This is a genomic window from Micromonospora olivasterospora (assembly GCF_007830265.1).
Taxonomy (GTDB): Bacteria; Actinomycetota; Actinomycetes; order Mycobacteriales; family Micromonosporaceae; genus Micromonospora; species Micromonospora olivasterospora.
Map to the genome: position 1 here is coordinate 6,129,368 of NZ_VLKE01000001.1, position 21,581 is coordinate 6,150,948.

Below are 21,581 nucleotides of genomic sequence, written 5' to 3' on the forward strand. Positions count from 1 at the left end.
ACGGGCCGGAAGCCAACCACGTCTTCTCGAGTGATGGCGCCGGCTGGGAACTGGGTCACGTCCGGCACCCGGCCTCTGGCTCACGCGCCCCACCACAGCCGCCCCGCTCGTGCTGGCACCCGGCCTAAAGGTCAACTGCGGCTGGACCCCGTCCGGTGCCCCGAGCCCCTCGGGTAGCTGGCCAGCACGCGGCTGCGACCCGCCCGGGTCCGCCTTCCACGCGTCTTCGACCCCCAGGTGGCTGATGTGGCCGCCGGAAAGCCTGGCGATCATCACCGGACGGAAGCCGAGCTTGACCTTCATCCTTCGGGCCCACTCTGGCACCAAGTACGACATCGGTCCAATTAGTGCGTTGGATTACCCCTCGGGTAGCTGGCCAGCACGCGGCTGTGACCCGCCCGCGTCCTCCCTCCACACACTGTAGGCCGTCCGCCAGCCGATGAGGCCGCCGGACAGCGCGGCTATCTCGGCGGACCGCGGAACAATACCGCGGCGGTCGTCGGCGACCTGGCTCAGCTTCCTCCGGGCCCAATCTTTCACCAAGGTCCACGTGTGGTCGTTTAGTTTTCCACCTCGCCTTTCTAGGCTTATCCACTCTGGAAGCTGCTGCTGCGTCTCCAGGAACTCCTTCAGGTTGCTTGGGCCGTTCTCACCGGGCTGGAAGGCGACCATCTTCTCCAGCCACTCTTCCCGCTCCTGGGGCAGTGGGCCAGGACCCTGCTGTGCCCGCCCCCGTGCACCTGCGGCATCTCCAGCCAATACCTCCCGACTGCCGCTGTGCTGATGAGGCCACCGGACCAGAGATGCACCGAAAGAGTGCTGTAGGGATGGCGGTCGGGGCCACGCTGACCCTTCAGCGACCGGACCCAGTCGTTCACCCACTCCCTCAACGGCCCGTCAGCCGTCCCCTCGCGGGGCAGTTTGATCACCTCAACCGTCCGCCCCTCGTCGAGCAGTTCAATCCCGGCTACGAGTTTCCTGCCCACCAGCCACGTACGGAGACTGGGACCGTCCTTGACGGGCCGGAAGCCAACCACGTCCTCTCGAGTGACGACGCCGGCGGGGATGTAGTGGCCCGGGTTGTCGGGGTCGTCCAGCAGGATGACCCGCCGGCCCTGCGACGGCCCATACGCCTCCACCAGGCGCAGCCCTTCCCCCGTGGACTCCACCACACGAATCCGACTGAGGGTGGCGTGAGCCAACAACGGCAGCAAGAACCGCCCCGCCGAGGCGGCCAAGCCGCTGCCCCAACCGACGACAGCGGAAGAAACCGCATCGAACTCCTCATCCAGCAACGGCCCATCGGAAGAGGTCCACAGGCCCACCAGATGCGCCTGAGCCGACAGCGGCGACAACTCCTCCACCAAGAAACCACGGTCATGGGCGTTGAGGAAATCCAACCGCTCCTGCGACACATCCGTCCACGGGGGTAGCGCCCACCCCGCGTCCTCCAACTCGGCACGCGCCACGGAATACCGATCCCCGATCTCCACCGGATCCAGGAAACCCGCGTCAACGACCCGGGCGCCGACACCCTCCCGCAACAACCCCACCACCTGCGCGGGGTCCCGCTCCTGAAGCTCCCGCGCCTGCTCCCCCAAATACGGCAGGAAAACCCGCTGCCGCAACACCTCCGCCGGCAACCCCGCCCTATTCGCGTCCAACCAGTGACCAACCCACCCCTGCAAGAACGTGCTCACCCGCGCCAGCCGCCCCCCGTCCGGCCCACCACCCCGCCCCAACTCCGCCCGCACCCCGTCAGGAACCGACAAGAACCTCACCAGATCCGCGTCCAGAACCGAACCCAACAACCCCCCACACCCGACGGATCCTCAGCCACCAACGCCGACAACGCCGACCACGCCCGGCCATCCTCACCAGGAGCCCGATAGCCCAGGAGAGAGACGCCACCATCCCCGGAAGCCGCCACACCGGCCGGACCCGACGCGTCGATCCCACCCGTGCCCGTGACGTCCGGCGAAGAACGCTGCGGACTGGAGTAGCCGGTCATCTCGGCGTCCTGCGGAGACGGGGTCTCCCGCTCCTCCGACAACTCCGACAACACCCGGCCACCAAGGTCCACCTCTAGCCGACCACGATCGGCCGCATCCTCACCAAAAGCCACGTAGTCCAGGGGAGGCGGACCGTCGTCCCCGAAAACCATCGCACCAGCCCGGCCCGGCGCATCGACCTCCGCCGCGTCGACACCCTGCCCGCTGCGCAGCGGCTGCCACCGATCTGCATCAACCTCCATCGCCTCCACCGAAAACGGTGGAGCCTGGTGCGACTGGTCCGGTCCCACGACAGAAACCAACCCAGCGCCACCACCGACAGCCGACCCCCCCGAAGCCACCCCACTGGCCGAGCCCTGCGCAGCATTGTCGGGTAGCTGGCCAGAACGCGGGTGTGACCCGCCCGCGTACTCCCTCCACGCCCTCTGGACCGCCGTCCTGCTGATGAGGCCGCCGGACAGCGTGGCTACGTCGACGTACAGCGAATTGATACCGCGGTCGTCGGCGACGAGCTGGCTCATCTTCCTCCGGGCCCAATCTTTCACCAAGTGCCCCGTGTGCTCGTTTAGGTGTCGACCGCGTTTTTCTAGGCTTATCCACTCTGGAAGCTGCTGCTGCGTCTCCAGGAACTCCTTCAGGTTATTGGCGCGATTGTCGCCGGGCTTGAAGGCGACCATCTTCTCCAGCCACTGTTCCCGCTCCTCCAGCCACCGTTCCCGCGCCGTTGGGTCAGGACCCTGCTGCGACCCGCCCACGTCCACCTGCGGCATCTTCTGCCACAAATACGAAACCGAAGTTTGGGGGATGAGGCCACCGGACCAACGCGCCACCGAAGATGGGCCGTAGGGGTAGTAGTCGGGGTCGGGCTGACCATTCAGCGACTTGACCCAGTCGTTCACCCACTCCCTCAGCGTCTCCTTAGCCGGCTTCCCCTCGTTGGGCAGACGCATCCCGTCTGGGAGTTGCCTGTCCGCCAACCACGCACGGAGATTGGGACCGTCCTTGACGGGCCGGAAGCCAACCACGTCCTGCCGAGTAATGGTGGCCGGAATGAAGTAGCCGGGATTGTCGGGGTCGTCCAGCAGGGTGACCCGCCGACCCTCCGACGGCCCATACGCCTCCACCAGGCGCAGCCCTTCCCCCGTGGACTCCACCACACGAATCCGACTGAGGGTGGCGTGAGCCAACAACGGCAGCAAGAACCGCCCCGCCGAGGCGGCCAAGCCGCTGCCCCAACCGACGACAGCGGAAGAAACCGCATCGAACTCCTCATCCAGCAACGGCCCATCGGAAGAGGTCCACAGGCCCACCAGATGCGCCTGAGCCGACAGCGGCGACAACTCCTCCACCAAGAAACCACGGTCATGGGCGTTGAGGAAATCCAACCGCTCCTGCGACACATCCGTCCACGGGGGTAGCGCCCACCCCGCGTCCTCCAACTCGGCACGCGCCACCGAATACCGATCCCCGATCTCCACCGGATCCAGAAAACGCGCGTCAACGACCCGGGCGCCGACACCCTCCCGCAACAACCGCAACAACCCCGCGGGATCCCGCTCCTGAATCTCCCGCGCCTGCTCCCCCAAATACGGCAGGAAAACCCGCTGCCGCAACACCTCCGCCGGCAACCCCGCCCTATTCGCGTCCAACCAGTAACCAACCCACCCCTGCAAGAACGTGCTCACCCGCGCCAGCCGCCCCCCGTCCGGCCCACCACCCCGCCCCAACTCCGCCCGCACCCCATCAGGAACCGACAAGAACCCCACCAGATCCGCGTCCAGAACCGAACCCAACAACCCCCCACACCCGACGGATCCGCAGCCACCAACGCCGACAACGCCGACCACGCCCGGCCATCCTCACCAGGAGCCCGATAGCCCAGGAGAGAAAGGTCACCACCCCCGGAAGCCGCCACACTGGCCGGACCCGACGCATCGACCTCCGCCGCGTCGACACCCTGCCCGCTGCGCAGCGACTGCCACCGATCTGCATCAACCTCCATCGCCTCCACCGAAAACGGTGAAGCCTGCTGCGACTGGTCCGGTCCCACGACAGAAACCAACCCAGCGCCACCACCGACAGCCGACCCCCCCGAAGCCGACACACTGGCCGGATCGAACGCATCGGTCTCCTCCCAGCCCGTAGCGCCAGGCGAGGGTTGCTGTGGACTGGGATAGTCGGTCATCTCGATGTCGTCGCGGGAGGTGCTCTGCCCCTGGATCAACTGGATCGGCGACCCACCCACGTCCGGCATCTTCTGCCACAAATTCCAGACCGAAGTTTGGGGGATGAGGCCACCGGACCAAAACTCCACTGAATCGGGGTCGTAGGGGCGATCGTCGGGGCCGCGCTGACCATTCAGCGATCTGGCCCAGTCGTTCACCCACTCCCCCAGCGTTTCCTCAGCCCCCTGCCACTCGTCGGGCAGAACCCCGTCTGGGAGCCTGTCCGCCAACCACGCACGGAGGTTCTCACCGTCCGCGCCGGGCCGGAAGCCAACCACGGCTTCTCGAGTGACGTACGCCTCCACCGGAAGCAGCCCTTGTGCCGTGGGCTCCTCCGCCGCACGGGCCGGATCCGGCGCGTGGATCGCATCCGGGCCTGCGGCGTCGGGCGCGGGTTGCTGTGGACCCGGTTCCAGGTCCTTCGGCGACAACCTGGGCGTCGCGAAATTCAGAGCCTCCCCCGGCACCGTCGATGGATCCCCCACACCGGCATCGTCCGACTCGTAACCGGGGAATCCTGGTGGCACGGCGTGACGATCTTCCCAAACCTTTTGCGCGGAGGCCGGGCCCTGCGCCGCGCTGGCCGCGCCCCGCGGCCGCTTCAAAGGACCAAAACTGCCCACCACACCCGCGTAGTGAGGCTTGAGAACATTCACGATGTCCTGCAGATCCTCGGCAGACAGACTCAGGACAGCGTCATGCTTATGCGGGCCCATCAGCGATGCGTCTTTCCTGTCCGGAACACCGGCCCCGTGCACCACCTCATGCACATACACCGCAGGCTTCGCACCGGCCGCCCAACGCCACTGATCCGTCTCTTCACCCGCCCCAACGACCGTGACCTCCTGATGGGCCAGCTTGGAATTGTTCACGAACTCCACTTCCCACCAGAGCCGCTTGTCGACCTCCGGCAACGTCGGCTCGCTCTTGTTCAGCTCGGCAACACCCGCCTGAGTGGCCTCCTGCACCTGCTTCACCGCGTCCGGCTGGCCCTCCACATACAGCCGCCGCCGAATAGTCCACCGATCCAGACCCGGAACCAACTCGTACCGCACCGCGACCAACTCACCAAACAGCCGCCCCGGCCCACGCCTGTCATCATCGAACGGATGCGCACCACGCTTCGGCCGCCACAGCTCCGCATCAATCTCAACCGGCGGCAGATGCAGTAGTCCGAGCTCGCGGGCCTTCTCCGCGGCCGCCTCCCAACTGTCGACGCCGAGCTCCTTTGCCGCCAGCCGCAGCTGGTCCCCCACCGTAATCGGCGCTCGCCCGATCTCCGGCCCGATGACCCTCACGTCCGTTGTCCGGCCCGCCGCCACGCGATAAAGCGCGCTGAGCTGAGTCGACGACAGCTTCACGTCAGATGCCGACTGGCCCGGTGCTGAATCCCGGGAAGCCGCCACCGGGGCATCGCCGGGCAGCAGATTGAGCCGGCGGGCCTCGGCGGCGACGTCCCGCCAACGCTTCTTGCCCAGCCCACGCATGCCCAGCGCACGCATCGCCCAGTTCAGGTGGTCCCTTACCGTCTCCTTGCTCAACCCGAGCTGCTCCGCGATGTCGGAGGTTTCCCTGCCCCACTCCACGTGGTGCAGGACCTCCTTCTGCCTCGGCGTCAGGTGCGGCCCCGATGCCGACTGGCCCGGTCCCACGGCAGAAGCCGACCCAGCACCAGCACCGACAGTTGGCCCCCCGGAAGTCGCCGCACTGGCCACGTCCCGCACGGTACTGTCGGGCAGCAGTCCGCGCCGGCGAGCCTCGGCCACGGCCTCCCACCGAGTGCCTACGCCCAGCTCATGGTTTAGCCGGCGCCCCATTTTGCTTACCGCACGCCCGCTTCGGCCGCCCATCAGCTTCCCGATTTCGGCATAAGTCAGGCCCGTCGCCATGTGGTCCAGCACTCGGATCTCTTCCGGCGTCAGGATTACCGGCTTCGCCGACTGGTCCGGTCCCACGGCAGGAGCCCCAGCACCAGCACCGACAGCTGATCCCTCGGAAGCCGCCGCATGGCCCGGATCCGGCGCGTCGATCCCATCCATGCCCGTGGCGTCCGGCGAAGCATGCTGTGGACTGGAGTAGTCGGTCATCTCGATGTTCCGCGGAGACGGGGTATCCCACCCGTCCGACAACGCCGACCACGCCCGGCCATCCTCACCAGAAGCCCGGTAGCCCAGTAGAGGGAGGTCACCATCCCCGGAAGCCGCACTGGCCGCATCCGACGCGTCGATCCCACCCATGGTCATGACATCCGGCGAAGAGGGCTGTGGACTGGGGTTGTCGGTCATCTCGAAAGCAGCAGTGTGCTGCGACCGCCAGCCCTCGCCCATACCGCCGGTCGACTGTCCGGCCCCGGGCCCCTGACTCACACCCCCCACCACAGCCGCCCCGCTCGCGCTGGCATCCTGGCCGAAAGGCAACTGCGCCTGGCCCACGCCCGGCGCCCCGGACGCCTCGGGTAGCTGGCCAGAACGCGATTGTGACCCGCCCGCGTTCGCACTCAACACTAGGCGCACCCTCTTCTTGCTGATGAGGCCGCCGGACAGCGTGGCGATGTCGTTGTACAGCAGGTCCATCGAATAAATACCGGGGCGGCCGCTGGCGACGAGCTTGTCCTTCATCATTCGGGCCCACTCTTCCACCAAGTACCCCATCCGCCCGGTTAGTGCCCCATATCTCCTTTCCAGAGATATCCCCTCTGGAATCTCGATCGTCGCCAGGAACTCCTTCAGGTTGCTGGCGCCATTGTCACCGGGATTGAAGGCGACCATCTTCCGCAGCAGATCCTGCTCCGCAGTCAACTGGACAGGACCCGGCTGCGACCCGCCCAAGTCCACCTGCGGCATCTTCTGCCACAAATCCTGGACGGAAGATTGGGGGATGAGGCCACCGGACCAACGAGCCACCGAAGATGTGACGTATGGGTGGTGGCCGTCGGGGTCAAGCTGACCATTCAGTGACCTGGCCCAGTCGTTCACCCACTCCCTCAGCGTCCCCCCAGCCGTCTGCCCCTCGTCGGGCAGTTCAATCCCGTCTGGGAGTTGCCTGATCGCCAACATCTCACGGAGGTTGCGACCGCCCTCCACCGGCCGGAAGCCAACCACATCCTGCCGAATGATCGTGGCGGGAATGTAGTGGCCGGGATTGTCGGGGTCGTTCAGCAGGGTGACCCGCCGACCCTCCGACGGCCCATACGCCTCCACCAGGCGCGGCCCTTCCCCCGCAGACTCCAGGACAGTGATCCGAACACCGGCGGCGTGAGCCAACAACGGCAGCAAGAACCGCTCCCCCATCAAGAAACCACGGTCATGGGCGTTGAGGAAATCCAACCGCTCCTGCGGCACATCCGTCCACGGGGCCAGCATCAGCCCCAGCTCGGCACGCGCCGCGGTATACCGATTCTCGATCTCCACCGGATCCAGGAAACGCGCGTCAACGACCCGGTCACCGACACCCGCCTGCAACAACCGCAGCACCTGCGCGGGATCCTGCTCCTGAAGCTCCTGCGCCCGCTGCCCCAAATACGGCAGGAAAACCCGCTGCCGCAACACCTCCGCCGGCAACCCCGCCCTATTCTCGGCCAACCAGCGACCCACCCGGACCTGCAAGAACGTGCTCACCCGCGCCAGCCGCGCCCCGTCCGGCCCACCACCCCGCCCCAACTCCGCCCGCACCCCATCAGGAACCGACAAGAACTCCACCAGATCCGCGTCCAGAACCGAACCCAACAACTTCCCCACACCCGCCGGATCCTCAGCCACCAACGCCGACAACGCCGACCACGCCCGGCCATCCTCACCAGCAGCCCGATAGCCCAGGGGAGGAACGTCACCACCCCCGGAAGCCGCCACACCGGCCGGACCCGACGCGTCGATCCCACCCATGCCCGTGGCGTCCGGCGAAGAATGCTGTGGACTGGAGTAGCCGGTCATCTCGGCGTCCTGCGGAGACGGGGTGTCCCGCCCCTCCGACAATGCCGACAACACCCGGCCACCAGGGTCCACTTCTAGCCGACCACGATCGGCCCCACCCTCGCCAAAAGCCACGTAGTTCAGGGGAGGCGGACCGTCGTCCCCGAAAGCCATCGCACCAGCCCGGCCCGGCGCATCGACCTCCGCCGCGTCGACACGCTGCCCGCCAGGCAGCGGCTGCCACCGATCTGCATCAACCTCGATCGCCTCCACCGAAAACGGTGGAACCTGGTGCGACTGGTCCGGTCCCACGACAGAAACCAACCCAGCGCCACCACCGACAGCCGACCCCCCCGAAGCCGACACACCGGCCGGATCGAACGCATCGATCCCATCCCAGGCGGTAGCGCCAGGCGAGGGTTGCTGTGGACCGGGATAGTCGGTCATCTCGATGCCGTCGCGGGAGGTGCTCTGCTCCTGGATCAACTGGATCGGCGACCCACCCACGTCCGGCATCTTCTGCCACAAATTCCAGACCGAAGTTTGGGGGATGAGGCCACCGGACCAAAACTCCACTGAATCGGGGTCGTAGGGGCGATCGTCGGGGCCGGGCTGACCATTCAGCGATTTGGCCCAGTCGTTCACCCACTCCCTCAGCGTTTCCTCAGCCGTCTGCCCCTCGTCGGGCAGTTCAATCCCGTCTGGGAGTTGCCTGATCGCCAACATCTCACGGAGGTTGCGACCGCCCTCCACCGGCCGGAAGCCAACCACATCCTGCCGAATGATCGTGGCGGGAAGGTAGTGGCCGGGATTGTCGGGATCGTCCAGCAGGGTGACCCGCGGGCCCTCCTGTGGACTGGGGATGTCGGTCATCTCGATGTCGCCCGGGGCAAGGCCCTCCAACTCCTCCGACGCCGGCGACCACGCCCGACCGCCAAGGTCCCATTGCCCACCGAACGGACCCGGCGCATCGATCGCACCCGTTCCCGCAGCGCCAGGCAAGGGTTGCTGTGGACCGGGGACGCCGGTCATCTCGAGATCAGCAGTGTCCTGCGACTGCCCGCCCCCGCCCACACCCCCCACCACAGCCGCCCTGCCCGTTCTCCGCGCTTCGCGGATCGCGTTCTTGCTGATGAGGCCGGCAGCCAACGTCTTCATCGAAATGCGATCGCCGCCGGCGGTGGTGCGCCGCCTCTCCACCCTTCGGGCCCACTCTTGCATCAAGTACGCCGTCGTGTCGTTCAGTACGTTGTGTTTCCTTTTCAGAGATATCCCTTCTGGAAGCTTTGCCTTCGTCTCCAGGAACTCGAGGAGGTTGCGGGGGCCGCCGTGGCTGGGCTCGAAGGCGACCATCTCCTTCAGCAGCTTTTTCTGCTCCTTGGTCAGCCTGACCGGACCCGACTGCGACCCCGCGTCCTTCTTCCGCCACAACCTCGCGACCGCACTGTGGCTGATGAGGCCACCGGACCAAGAGACCACCGACCGCAAGCTGTAGAAAAAGCCGTCGGGGTCGGGCTGACCATTCAGCGATTTGGCCCAGTCGTCCACCCACTCCCTCAACGTCCCCTTAGCCCTCTGCCCCACGTCGGGCAGAAGCCTGGCTGGGAGCCTGTCCGCCAACCACGCACGGAGGTTCTCACCGTCCGCGCCGGGCCGGAAGCCAACCACGGCTTCTCGGGTGACGTACGCCTCCACCGGGAGCAGCCCTTGTGCCGTGGGCTCCTCCGCCGCGTGGGCCGGATCCGGCGCGTGGATTGCATCCGGGCCTGCGGCGTCGGGCGCGGGTTGCTGTGGACCCGGTTCCAGGTCCTTCGGCGGCATCTTGGGCGTCGAGAGATCCAGCTCGTCCCGCGGCACCGTCGATGGATCCCACCCACCGTCATCCCCCGACTCGTAACCGGGGAATCCTGGTGGCACGGCGTGACCGGCTTTCCAAACCTCTTGCGCGGAGGCTGGGCCCTGGGCCGCGCTGGCTGCGCCCTGCGGCCGTACCGCAGGTCCATTGCTGCCTACCACACCTGCGTAGTGGGGCTTGAGTACATTCACGATGTCCTGCAGGTCCTTCTCGGACAGACTGAGGACAGCGTCATGCTTATGCGGGCCCATCAGCGACGCGTCTTCCCTGTCGGGAACACCGGCGCCGTGCACCACCTCATGCACATACACCGCAGGCTTCGCACCGGCCGCCCAACGCCACTGATCCGTCTCGCTACCCGCGGCAACGACCGTGACCTCCTGATGGGCCAGGTCGGGATCGTCCACGAACCGCACTTCCCACCGCAGCGGCTTGTCGACCTCCGGCAACTTCAACTGGCTCTTGTTCAACTCGTCGACACCCGCCAGAGTGTCCCGCATCACCTGCTCAACCGCGTCCTTTGGACCCTTCACATACAACCGCCGCTGGATGAGCCACTCATCCCCATCAGCCAGCGCAAACCGCACCGCGACCAACTCACCAAACAGCCGCCCCGGCCCACCCTTGCCGCCCCGGACTCCCGAGCCGTCGAACGGGACATCCTCTAACGCGAACGGATTCACTCCAGGCTTCGGCCGCCACAGCTCCGCATCAATCTCAACTTCACGACCCGGATCGCTCACCCTGTACACCGCCGCCGCGGTACCGCGACTTTCCTGGACCAGATACAGCAGACCGCTGCCGAGCAATTTCTGGATGTGCCGACTTACCGTCGACTTCGATATGCCTCGCCCGACGAGGCCGCTGGCGATGATGATCCCGTTGTCGTCCATAACGTTGATCAGCTCGTTCCAGAACGCCCGCAGCGGCTTCGGCTGCCGCATTGTGGGGGCGACGTGCTGGTCGTACAGCGGCCGGGCCTCATTCCGGCCGTGCACCCGCCGGCGGCCCGCAGGAAGGGCCGGCAGCGGTGGCCGACCCGGAGTGGTCACCCGGTACCGCGCCGCCCTGCCACCCTGACCTTGCCGGTCCAGCTGCAGCAGACCCCTGTCGAGCAATACCCTGATCAGGTCATTTACCCTCTGCTGCTCTGTGGATGCCTTCTTGGCGAGGTCTGCCTCACTGGCGGTGATGATCCCGTCTTCCATGACAGCGATCAGGGCGTTCCACAACCTCTTCAGAGGTACCTGGCTTCCGGTGGCGATGTGGCCGGCGTGCTGGTCGAACAGCTCCCGGGCCTCGTCCTTGTCGCGCACCCACTGGCGGCCCTCAGGAAGGTTCGGCAACGATGGCTGATCCGGATCGCCCACCCGGTACCGCGCCACCCCGCCACTGTGACCTTCATCGGCCCGCTGCAGCAGACCACTGCCGAGCAATACCTTGATCCGGCTACTCACCGTCGGCTGCTTTGTGGATGTCTCCCTAGCGAGGGTTGACGACCCGACGGCAATATTCCCGTTTTCGTCCATATGGCCGATCAGGGCGTTCCACAACCCCCCCAGAGCTGCCTTCTGCCTTGCGGTGGCGATGTGCCGGTCGAACAGCTCCTGGGCCGCCGCCCGGGCGCGCGCCAACTGGCTACCCGCAGTGGGTTGGGGTTGGGGTTGGTCGGGGTGGAGTGTGGTGGGGGTGGTGGGTGGCTCGTGCGAGGCGCCGAGGTTTTCGCCGACCTGATCGTCGATGCTCGACTGGCCGAAGTCGGTGGACATCGCCACCGGGGCCGTCGGGAACCGGCCGGTCATCTCGATGTCGCGCAGGGCCACGGTCGCCAACTCGTCCGCCGTTGGCGACCACGCTCGACCGCCAAGGCTCCGCTCAGGCCCATCCAAAGCCGAATAGTCCTGAACAGGCAGGCCATCGCTTCCGAAAGCTGCCCCAAGGAACGGGTCTGGCTCATTGATCGCACCCGTTTCCGTAGCGCCAGGCAAGGCTTGCTGTGGACTGACGTCGGTCATCTCGACATCAGAAGTGTCCGGCGACTGCCCACCCCCGCCCTCACCGCCGGCCGACTGCCCGGCACCGTGCTCAAGAGCCGCCACACTGGCCGGATCCGGCGCGTCGACCCCACCCATGTCCGCCACCGGAGCCACCAGACGCCTTTCCGACATGGCGCCCGGCGAAGAATGTGGACTGAAGTTGCCGGTCATCTCGATGTCCTGCGAAGGCGGGGCCTCCTCCCCCTCCGACAACTCCGACCCCGCCCGGCCACCAGAGTCCACCTCTGGCCGACCAGGCATCGGCTGCCACCGATCTGCGACAGCCTCGATCGCTTCCCCCGAGAACGGTGAAGCCTGGTGCGACTGGTCCGGCCCCACGACAGAAACCAACCCAGTGCCGCCACCGACAGCCGCCCCTCCCGAAGCCGCCACACTGGCCGAGCCCTGCGCAGCATTGTCGGCAGGCAGCCATCCGAGCCGGCGGGCCTCGGCCACAGCACTCAGCCGCTTCTGCACAGCACCCAGCTGCTTCTCCACGCGCAGCTTACGGTTCACCTCGGCGACGCGCCACTTTACGCTTGCCAGGGTTAGCCCAAGCCGGGCCACTATTTCGGAATTCGTCTCTCCCAACGCCACGTAGGACAGCACTCTGATCTCTTCGTCGTTCAGCCGGCGATTCTCTTCGTCGTTCAGTTGGCGAGGACGCGGATGTGACCCGCTCGGCGCCCCGAACCCCTCGGGTAGCGGGCCAGAATACGGCTGTGACCCGCCCGCGTCCTCCTTCCACGCCCTGTAGACCCCCGCCTGGCTGATGAGGTCGCCGGACAGCGTGGCTACGTCGGCTTGGGTAAGGGCCTTCTTCGTTCGGGCCCAATCTCTCAGCAAGTGCCTCGTGTGCTCGTTTAGTAGTCGACCGCGTCTTTCTAGGCTTATCCACTCCGGACGCTCCTGCTGGCTTTCCAGGAACTCCTTCAGGTTGCTTGGGCCATTGTCGCCGGGCTGGAAGGCGACCATTCTCTCCAGCCACTGTTCCCGCTCCTCTAGCCACCGTTCCCGCGCCGTTGGGTCAGGACCCTGCTGTTCCCCGCCTCCGTCCACCTGCGGCTCGTCCACCCAAGAAAGCGTCACTGACCCTTCGCTGATGAGGCCACCGGACCAGAGGTCCACCAAAAGGGGGCTGTAGGGATGGCCGTGGGGGCCGCGCAAGACATTCAGCGATTTGACCCAGTCGTTCACCCAATCCCTCAACGGCCCCTCAGCCGGCCCCTCGCGGGGCAGTTTGATCACCTCAACCGTCCGCCCCTCGTCGAGCAGTTCAATCCCGGCTAGGAGTCTCCTGTCCGCCAGCCACGCACGGAGACTGGGACCACCCTTGACGGGCCGGAAGCCAACCACGTCTTCTCGAGTGACGACGCCGGCGGGGATGTAGTGGCCCGGGTTGTCGGGGTCGTCCAGCAGGGTGACCCGCCGACCCTCCGACGGCCCATACGCCTCCACCAGGCGCAGCCCTTCCCCCGTGGACTCCACCACACGAATCCGACTACGGGTGGCGTCAGCCAACGACGGCAGCAAGAACCGCCGCGCCGAAGCGGCCGACCCGCTGCCAACCCGCTGCCGCAACACCTCCGCCGGCAACCCCGCCCTACTCTCGACCAGCCAGTGACCAACCCGATCCTGCAAGAACGTGCTCACCCGCGCCAGCCGCGGCCCACCACCCCGCCCTAACTCCGCCCGCACCCCGTCAGGATCCGACAAGAACCCCGCCAGATCCGCGTCCAGATCCGGCCTCAAAAACTTCCCCACCCACAATGGATTTTCAGCCACAAACGCCGACAACAGCGAACGATCATCCGGCACCCCCACCGGCGCATCGATCCCACCCGTTCCCGCAGCATCAGGCATGGGTTGCTGTGGACTGGGGACGTCGGTCATCACGAGATCAGCAGGGTCCTGCGACTGCCCTGCCGGCACGACCCCGGCCGACCCAGCAGACTCGTCCGGTTCCAGCTTTGGCGACAGCCTGGGCGTCGAGAAATCCAGAGCCTCCGGCGGCACCGTCGAAAACCGATTGAAACCACCGGCGTCGTCCGACTCGTAACCGGGGAATCCTGGTGGCACGGCGTGACCGGCTTCCCAAACCTTTTGCGCGGAGGCCGGGCCCTGGGCTGCGCTGGCGGCGCCCTCCGGCCGTACCGCAGGTCCATCACTGCCCACCACACCCGCGTAGTGAGGCTTGAGAACATCCACGATGTCCTGCAGATCCTTCGCAGACAGACTCAGGACAGCGTCATGCTTATGCGGGCCCATCAGCGACGCGTCTTTCCTGTCCGGAACACCGGCCCCGTGCACCACCTCATGCACATACACCGCAGGCGTTTCACCGGCCGCCCAATGGCGCTGGTTCGTTTCGCTACCCGGAGCACCGACCGTGACCACCTGATGGGCCGAATCGCGATCGTCCACGAACCGCACTTCCCACCGCAGCTCCTTGCCGACCTCCGGCAACGTCGGCGGGTTTTCGTTCAATGCGTCGACACCCGCCTGAGTGGCCTCCTGCACCTGCTCGACCGCGTCCGGCTGGCCCTCGACATACAGCCGCCGGCGGATAGTCCACGAATCCGGAGCCGGAACCAATTCGTACCGCACCGCGATCAACTCACCGAACAGCCGCCCCGGCCCACCGCCATCGAGCGGGTCCACGCCAGGCTTCGGCCGCCACAGTTCCGCGTCGATCTCGATCGTGGGGCGGAGGTGGTTGGCGAGGGTGTGGAGGGCGGTTTGGTGGGCGGGGGTGGTGGTGTTGGTGGCGAGGGTGTTGAGGGTGTCTGCCCAGTGTTTGCGTTGGTCGGGGGTGAGGTTGTGGTGGGCGTCGGTGAGCGCGGCGAGGTCGATGTTGACAGGTTGGTCGTCGAGGATGCCGGCGGTGAGGTGGAGGATGTCGGCGTCGGCGTCGGCGCCGGGTGTGGGGTCGGGGTGGTGGTAGGCGAGGTCGGCGAGGGCTTTGACGGCGGTGGGGTCTGCGAGTTCGGGGCGGGTGAGCAGGCGGGTGAGGTGTTGTTGCCGGTTGGTGGGGGCGCTGGTAGCGGGGGTGTCGGCGTGGGGGGTGTCGGCGTGGAGGTATTGATAGGCGTCGTTGATGTGGCCGTATTGGGCGAGGGTGAGTAGGGCGTGGTGGGGTGCGCTGGGGGTTTCTCGGGTGTGGAGTCGCCGGTAGGTGTCGTCGGTGAGGAGGTCGTGTTGGTGGGTGTCGAGGTAGTGGTGGGATTCGGTCGGGTCGGTGATGGTCAGCCACTGGTCGAGGGTGTCGGGGGCGGGTGGTGTGGGGTGGTGGATGACGTGTGCGGGCGGGGGCGCGGGCGGGGGTGGGGTGGTTGTGGTGGTGACGGTGCCGGCCCAGGAGCCGGCGGGTTTGGGTAGTGCGGGGATGAGTCCGTCGGGGGTGGTGACGTTTTGCCAGGCGCGGGCGAGGTCGGCGGCGGAGTTGGCGGTGGAGGCGGTGATCGCGGTGTGGAGGTTTTCGGTTTGTTCGGCGGTGAGGTTGTCGAGCAGTTCGTTGACGTGGCGGCGGTCGGTGCGGGCGTTGATGTCGTCGGTGAGGGTGCTGATGTCGGCGGCTGTGGTGTCGGGTAGCCGGTTGGTGAGGGTGTGCAGGGTGGGCTGCCAGTTGTGGCGGTGGTCGGTGTGCCGGGTGGAGGCGATGGCCCGGTAGGTGTCCAGCATGGTGGTGGCGGGTCGAGGACGGCGGCCACGGCGCGTAGGACGGTGGAGTCGGTGGTGGTGTGCGGGTCCGCGTCTGGTGTGGGGTCCGGGTCGGCGGTGATGAGGTCGGCCAGTGCGCGTAGGCCGGCGGGGGTGGCCGGGTTGTCGGGGTTGACGGCGGCGACGGCTTGGGTGATCACGTGGTGGCGGGCTGCCGGGTCGGGGGATTGGAGGTATTGGTAGGCGGTGGTGTGTTGGCCGGTGCGGATGGTGTCGAGGAGGGCCCGGTGCAGCGGGGCCGTCGGGTCGGTGGAGCTGGTCCGGGTGGCGAGTTGTTCCGCGGTGGTGTCGGCCTGTAGGGCGGTGAGGTTGTCCTGGGTGAATTGTTGTGCGGCGGTCCAGTTGTCGTGGTGCAGGAGCCAGCTGGTGAGTACGTCGGGTTCGATCAGGGTGATGGCGTGGGCGTGGTCGAGGACGTCGTGGAACTGTGCGGGGGTGAGGGGGCGTTCGGTGGGGCCGGGGGTGAGTGGGTCCAGGAGCCGGTAGGTGCCGTCGGTGTCGATGCGTGCGGCGGCGGCGCCGAGGGGTCGGGCGATCCACAGTCGGGTGCCGGGTCGCAGGGTGGGTGGGCGTTGGGTCAGTGGTCCGGTGGTGGTCCATCCGGGGGGCAGGGTGGGGGCGAGGAGTCGCCGGGTGCGGCCGGCTCGTGTCTGTGGGGTGTCGGTGTCGTGGCGGGGAATCGTGGGGGCGGTGGGGCGGTGGTGGGTTCGCCGGGTAGGTGCTGGGTGATCCATTTCAGGGCGCGGTCGTCGGCGCGGTCGCGGACTTTGGGGGCGGGGTCGGTGAGTTCGCGGAGGAGGGTGGCGTGGTTGTCGGCGTCGGTGAGGACGGTTTCGGGGATGCCGAATTTCAGGGCGTTGTCTTTGGTGGTGGTGATTTCGGTCGCGCCGTACGCGGTGACGGTTACGGTTTTGTCGCCCTTGCGGACGGTGATGTCGTAGGTGACGGGGATGTAGATGAGGTAGACCTGGTTGTCTCCCCGGTTCCAGTTACGGACCTCGGTGGAGGCGGTGACGTCGGTGCGGGTGATCCCGACTTGCGCGTAGGCGCCGGTGGCGTCGATGTTGCCGCGGGTGGCACCGGAGGGGTCGGCGGGGATGCTCGCGCCGCCGGTGAGGGTGTGGGTTTTCCGTTGGATCGCCTGGTTCGCCTGCTGCATCAGGACGGTTTCGTGGTCGTATTTCTCCAGCTCGGCCTTCGAGACGGTGGAGACCTGCAGGCTCGGGTTGAGTTCCGCGCGGACGGTGATGTCGACGTTGTCGTAGGCGGCGTTTCCGGAGACCAGGGACGTGAACTGTTTCCCGTGCTCGGTCATCATCGGGCCGATGTTCTTGGCCAGTTTGTCGTTGGTGAGTTGGGTGGCGGACGGGTGGACGTGGTAGGCGTGCTGTTTGGTCAGCAGGCCGGTCGAGTCCACCGCGTCGAAGATCGCTTTGACGCCGTAGGCGCCGGCGACGCGGTCCCACATGTCCAGCGGGCGGGTGGTCAGCGGGATGTTGAGGCCGACGGGTGGCTGGTTACGCAGCCGTAGTGTTTCCAGCGGCACGGCCACCGCTTTGTTCTCCACGACCTCGCCGGAGACCGCCTCGACGCCGCGTAGCGCACCGAAGGTGCCGCCACGCTCGGACTTGATTTCCTCGATGATGTATTCGAAGACGACGTCCTGGTCGAACTGGGCGGTCTTGTTGAGTCGGGCTCCTTCCATCCGGAGGTCGTTGCCGCCCACGCCGTCGATGACGTCGTTGCGCTGGTATTTCCCGGAGGAGGCTCCCCCGCGCAGGACCACCGCGTCGGGTACGACGCCTTGACCGCCGGCGGCGACCGCGGCGGTGTAGCCGAACCCGTCTATCTCCCGGCGGGCCTTCAGGTTCGCCTCGTTGTCGCGTCGGTAGACCTTCAAACCGGTGGGGCCGTCCTGCGGGTTTTCCGCCTTCCCGATCGGCCGGGCCTCGATCAGCACGTAGAAGCGGCGGCCACCGCTTTCGATCAGCCAGCCCTTACCGCCGTCGCGCAGCTGCGCCACACTCGCTTCGGTCCAGGTGGGCAGCGATGCGACCTTGTTGGCCAGATCGTCACCGCCGAGCTGGGCCGCTTTCGCGGTCAGGTCGGCGATCAGCGGGCCGTGACCGGAGGCGCTGTCCGCGCTGGTGTGCTGCCCGATCCACATCGTGGAGAAACTGTGGTTGTCGGTCAGGCTGGCCGGAGGCAGCGGCGACATGCCCCACAACGGCGCCGACGAGTCGGCGGGCTCACCGGCGGGAACAAGACGGTACGGGTCGTCGAACTTCGCCCGGTGCCGCTGCACGTCGGTGACCCGCACGTTGACGAAAACCTCACCGGTGTGGACGACCGGGGGCCCACCCGGCACCGGGACCGTGAACTCCACCTCGGAGCGGACCCACACGAACTTGTTGTCCTGGTATCCGGCGCGATAGTTACCGAGCGTGTCCACCCGGGAGTGCTCCTGGCCGGAGCCGACGGTGAACCGGCCGGTGCCGGTGACGCCGACGGTCCACCCGTCACGGTCCGGAAGCCACCTGGCCGCCTCACTGTCGAGACCCAGCCCGCCCCTGACGATGACGTCGTTGTAGACCAGGGCCATCCTGCCCTGTTCCGCGCCGTCCTGGCCCTCCTGAACCTGCTGGTTGTACGGGAACCAGAACTTGTCGACCCGCGGCCTGCCCAGCAACCTCGTCTGCAACCCGATCGTCACCGGACCCACCGGCAACGTGCCCGCGCCGAACAACGACCGCAACACCAACGACGTGAACAACGACGGAGTGAACGCCTTCCACACATTGGCCGCCCCCACCCGGCCCGTCGCCACCAGACCAGCGGACAACTCCGCAAAACCGGTAGGGTCAGCGATCGCATAGATCTGAATACCCTCGGTGGCCAGCGCGGAAGGCGTCCGCGGCGACGGCGTGCCATCCTGCGGCGGACCGGCCACCAGCGCGGTCTCATCCGCCACCGACGGCGTGCCCTCGGGGAGGGAGACGGGCGCACCGAGCAGGGCGGTCTCGTCGGTCTCCGGCAGCGGTGGCAGCGGCGTGCCGTCGACCGGCGGCGGGTCGGCCAGGACGTCGGGTTGCAGCACGTCCGCCGAGCCCTTGACGCTGCCCCACTGCATGGGCTCGCCGTCGCCGATGAGCCCGAACAGGTGCAACCGCAGGTCAGCCCTGTACCGCGCCGCCGGCAGCTTCTGCCCGTCGGTGTCGGCGGTCAGGTAGCTGGACAGGTTCCGGCCCTGCTTCGCCGACGGGTACGTGGTCCTACGCGCCGTCGCGCCCGCAGGAACCGGATTCGGAGCCCCGGGATCCCGGCCGACGCCGTCGACGTTCGTCAGGCCACCGGTGACGTTACGCGCGTAGATGATGTCCATGTCGGTCACCGCGACCTGGATCTCGTACGGCGTCATCTCGACGAACCGGCTGCCGGTCACCTCGGCGGACAGACCGCCGAGCAGAGTCCGGCTGGGGTCTGTGGGCGCATCCGGATGCGGCAACTCGATCGTCACACCGGGCCGGCTCCCACCCGCGCCGAACAGGTCGACACGACGCGACAGCAAATTGTCGTCGGCCAACTCGTCGACCAACCGGACCCAGTTCCGGTGGGCCTGGTCCGGTTTGTTGATACCCGCGCCGGTAGGGCCCGCCACCTGCGCCAACGCCTGGAACGGGGTCTGCCCCTGCTCCCCCCGCGCGGCCGCCGGCAGGTAACCCAGATCCACCAGGCGCGGAACGACCCGGTTGTAGATCGCCCGGTTACCGTCGATCTTCTCGACGTGATCCATGCCCAGACCCGCGCCGGGACGCCACCACTGCTGGCGGCGGCGATCCTTCGCCGGTTCCACCACCCCGTCCGCGACGCGCGGCGCGGGCGCGCCCATCGCGTCCAGCAACGCGACCATCCGCTGGCTGAGGGTCCGCTTCTTCTCGCTACCCGCGTCAGGCTTCGCCACCTCGGCCTGCATACGCTCGACCAGTTTCGGGTTGGCAACGAACAACCGCTGCCCATCGGCGCGGCGCAGGTGGTACACGTCCACGGCGGCCAGCAACGCGTCGGCGGAACCGCCGTCCACCACCACGTTGTCGATCCTGGACGTCACCTCACCGTTGCTGGTCGCCTCCACGTTGAGCTTCGGGGCGAAATCGAAACCGACGGCCTGCAGCAGACCACCGAGCCGCTTCGACGACGTGATCAGAGCCCGGTGATTACGGCCCGCCTCCTGGCCCCGATGCCACCGATGACGTACCCCGAACCCGAAGCGAAGACCACGGGGAATCTTGATCTGGCCGAAGAACCCGCCACCGGCCCGCCGCCCCCGATCCGCGCCGGCCATACTCCGCGCGATGTTTCCCCGAATGTCGTCGAACCGCAGCTCGTTACTCATGTCGACCTCGCTGCGCTTGACCACCGAGGTGATCTGCGCATCAGTCAACGTGAGGTTCAGACTCCGGCCGCCACGCACCTCGTTGATGCGGAACATCCGCTGAATGTCGTCGCCCGAGTACCGCAGCTTGTCCAACTTGATCGCCAGATCAGTGTTGTTCAGCTTGCCCTCCACGACCGGCCCCCAGAAGGCGAAATCGTCCGGCGACAACTGCTGACGCAACACGGTCATCACCCGCGCGACCAGATCCAACCTGGTGACCGCGAAGTCAAGCTTCTCCAGCGGAAACTCGGAACGGTCGCTGATCTGTTTGGGCACCAGATAGTCCGGGTCCACCAGATGCGGATGCGCATCCGGACCGGTGGCCGCCGGGTCCGACGGGCCGCCATTGTTCCGCAGCGTCTCGTCATGCGGCAACAACGCCTGCGCCACCAGATACGGCACCGTGTCACGGCGGACATCCCCCCCGGCGGTGGTGAACGTGAAGTCCCGCCACCTGCCGGTCGCACGGTCCTGCACCCGGGCCACCCACGCCACATCCACCTCGACCCGGCCACCGTCCTCCTTCATCCGCAGGAACTGGTACCGCGCCGGATTGTTCGACACGAACGACCGGGAACCCCACTGACGCGAGTGCAACACCTGGCCGCCGACCTCGCCCTTCACCCCCACGCCAGCCTGATAACCCCCCAACACCTCACCAAGGAACAAACTCCCGTCAAACCGAGAGCCACCCGCCTCCCGGTAAGCGAACCACCGCAACTCCGCCTTACCCGCCGCAAGAGTGCTCCCGCCCTTACCCCGCTTCACCCAGTTCCCCGCACCGCTGACCGGCTTACCCACCGGCACCGGCCACAACCGGACACCAAACGAACCATCAGCCGTCTCCAGCGCGATCCCCTCATCGAACGCCTTCCCCAACGACGACTTCAGCTTCGCCTCCACCACCCCGCACTGAACGAACCCTTCGACGCCGGCGTGATCCGATTCAACCAACCCGCCACATCCGGCACGAACGACGAAATATCCAACACATTATGGAACGACGTGATCAACTGACTACGCTCGGCGATCTCCTGCGGCGTGTGACCCGGCAACGACGGCCGATACGACACCGCCCCCTGATGATCAGCCCGCGACTTCCAACCCGCCGTCGCCAACCCGATCAACGTGCGCTCGTAGTGCACCCTGTCCCGGGCCGCCTTGTAAGCGGCGACAGCCGCCCTGCCCCCGACCAACCGGGCCACCGAACCCGCCACACCACCGACCACCCGGACAGCCGAACCCGCCGCACCCCCGACACCCCGGGCGGCAGAACCCGCCGGGCCCCGACGGCCCGGGCGGCAGAACCCGCCGCGCCCCCGACCGCGTTGGCGACCGCACCCGCCGCAGCCTCCGCCGCCCGGAAACCCGCCTCCACCTCAGCCCTCAC

At 67.1% G+C, this 21,581-nt stretch carries 5 protein-coding genes; all 5 read right to left on the minus strand.

Annotated features, from left to right (window positions below; genetic code table 11):
* Window positions 1–629 precede the first annotated feature (629 nt).
* The 5 genes from JD77_RS33055 to JD77_RS28005 all read right to left on the minus strand — a co-directional run bounded on the left by JD77_RS33055 (window position 630) and on the right by JD77_RS28005 (window position 21,420).
* Complete coding sequence (locus JD77_RS33055) at window positions 630–1,700, minus strand: hypothetical protein (RefSeq protein ID WP_211372709.1); 1,071 nt, start codon at window positions 1,698–1,700, stop codon at window positions 630–632.
* Window positions 1,701–1,777: 77 nt separating this feature from the next.
* Complete coding sequence (locus tag JD77_RS27990) at window positions 1,778–3,697, minus strand: hypothetical protein (RefSeq protein WP_145776873.1); 1,920 nt, start codon at window positions 3,695–3,697, stop codon at window positions 1,778–1,780.
* Window positions 3,694–15,717: a LuxR C-terminal-related transcriptional regulator gene (locus JD77_RS27995; protein WP_145776874.1), complete on the minus strand. Its 12,024-nt coding sequence runs from the start codon at window positions 15,715–15,717 to the stop codon at window positions 3,694–3,696. Before JD77_RS27995 ends, JD77_RS27990 begins: the two co-directional genes overlap by 4 nt.
* Window positions 15,718–16,333: 616 nt before the next feature.
* Window positions 16,334–21,094, minus strand: coding sequence for a hypothetical protein (locus tag JD77_RS28000; RefSeq protein WP_145776875.1), 4,761 nt, complete (start codon window positions 21,092–21,094; stop codon window positions 16,334–16,336).
* A complete protein-coding gene (locus tag JD77_RS28005) occupies window positions 21,079–21,420 on the minus strand; it encodes a hypothetical protein (RefSeq protein WP_145776876.1) in 342 nt (113 codons plus the stop codon). The genes JD77_RS28000 and JD77_RS28005 overlap by 16 nt, the downstream gene beginning before the upstream one ends.
* Window positions 21,421–21,581: the final 161 nt, after the last annotated feature.

What these genes read in the sequence shown, in the direction of transcription:
- JD77_RS27995 (WP_145776874.1), bottom strand. Translation starts at nt 15,717, where the DNA reads ATGCTGGACACCTACCGGGCCATCGCCTCCACCCGGCACACCGACCAC.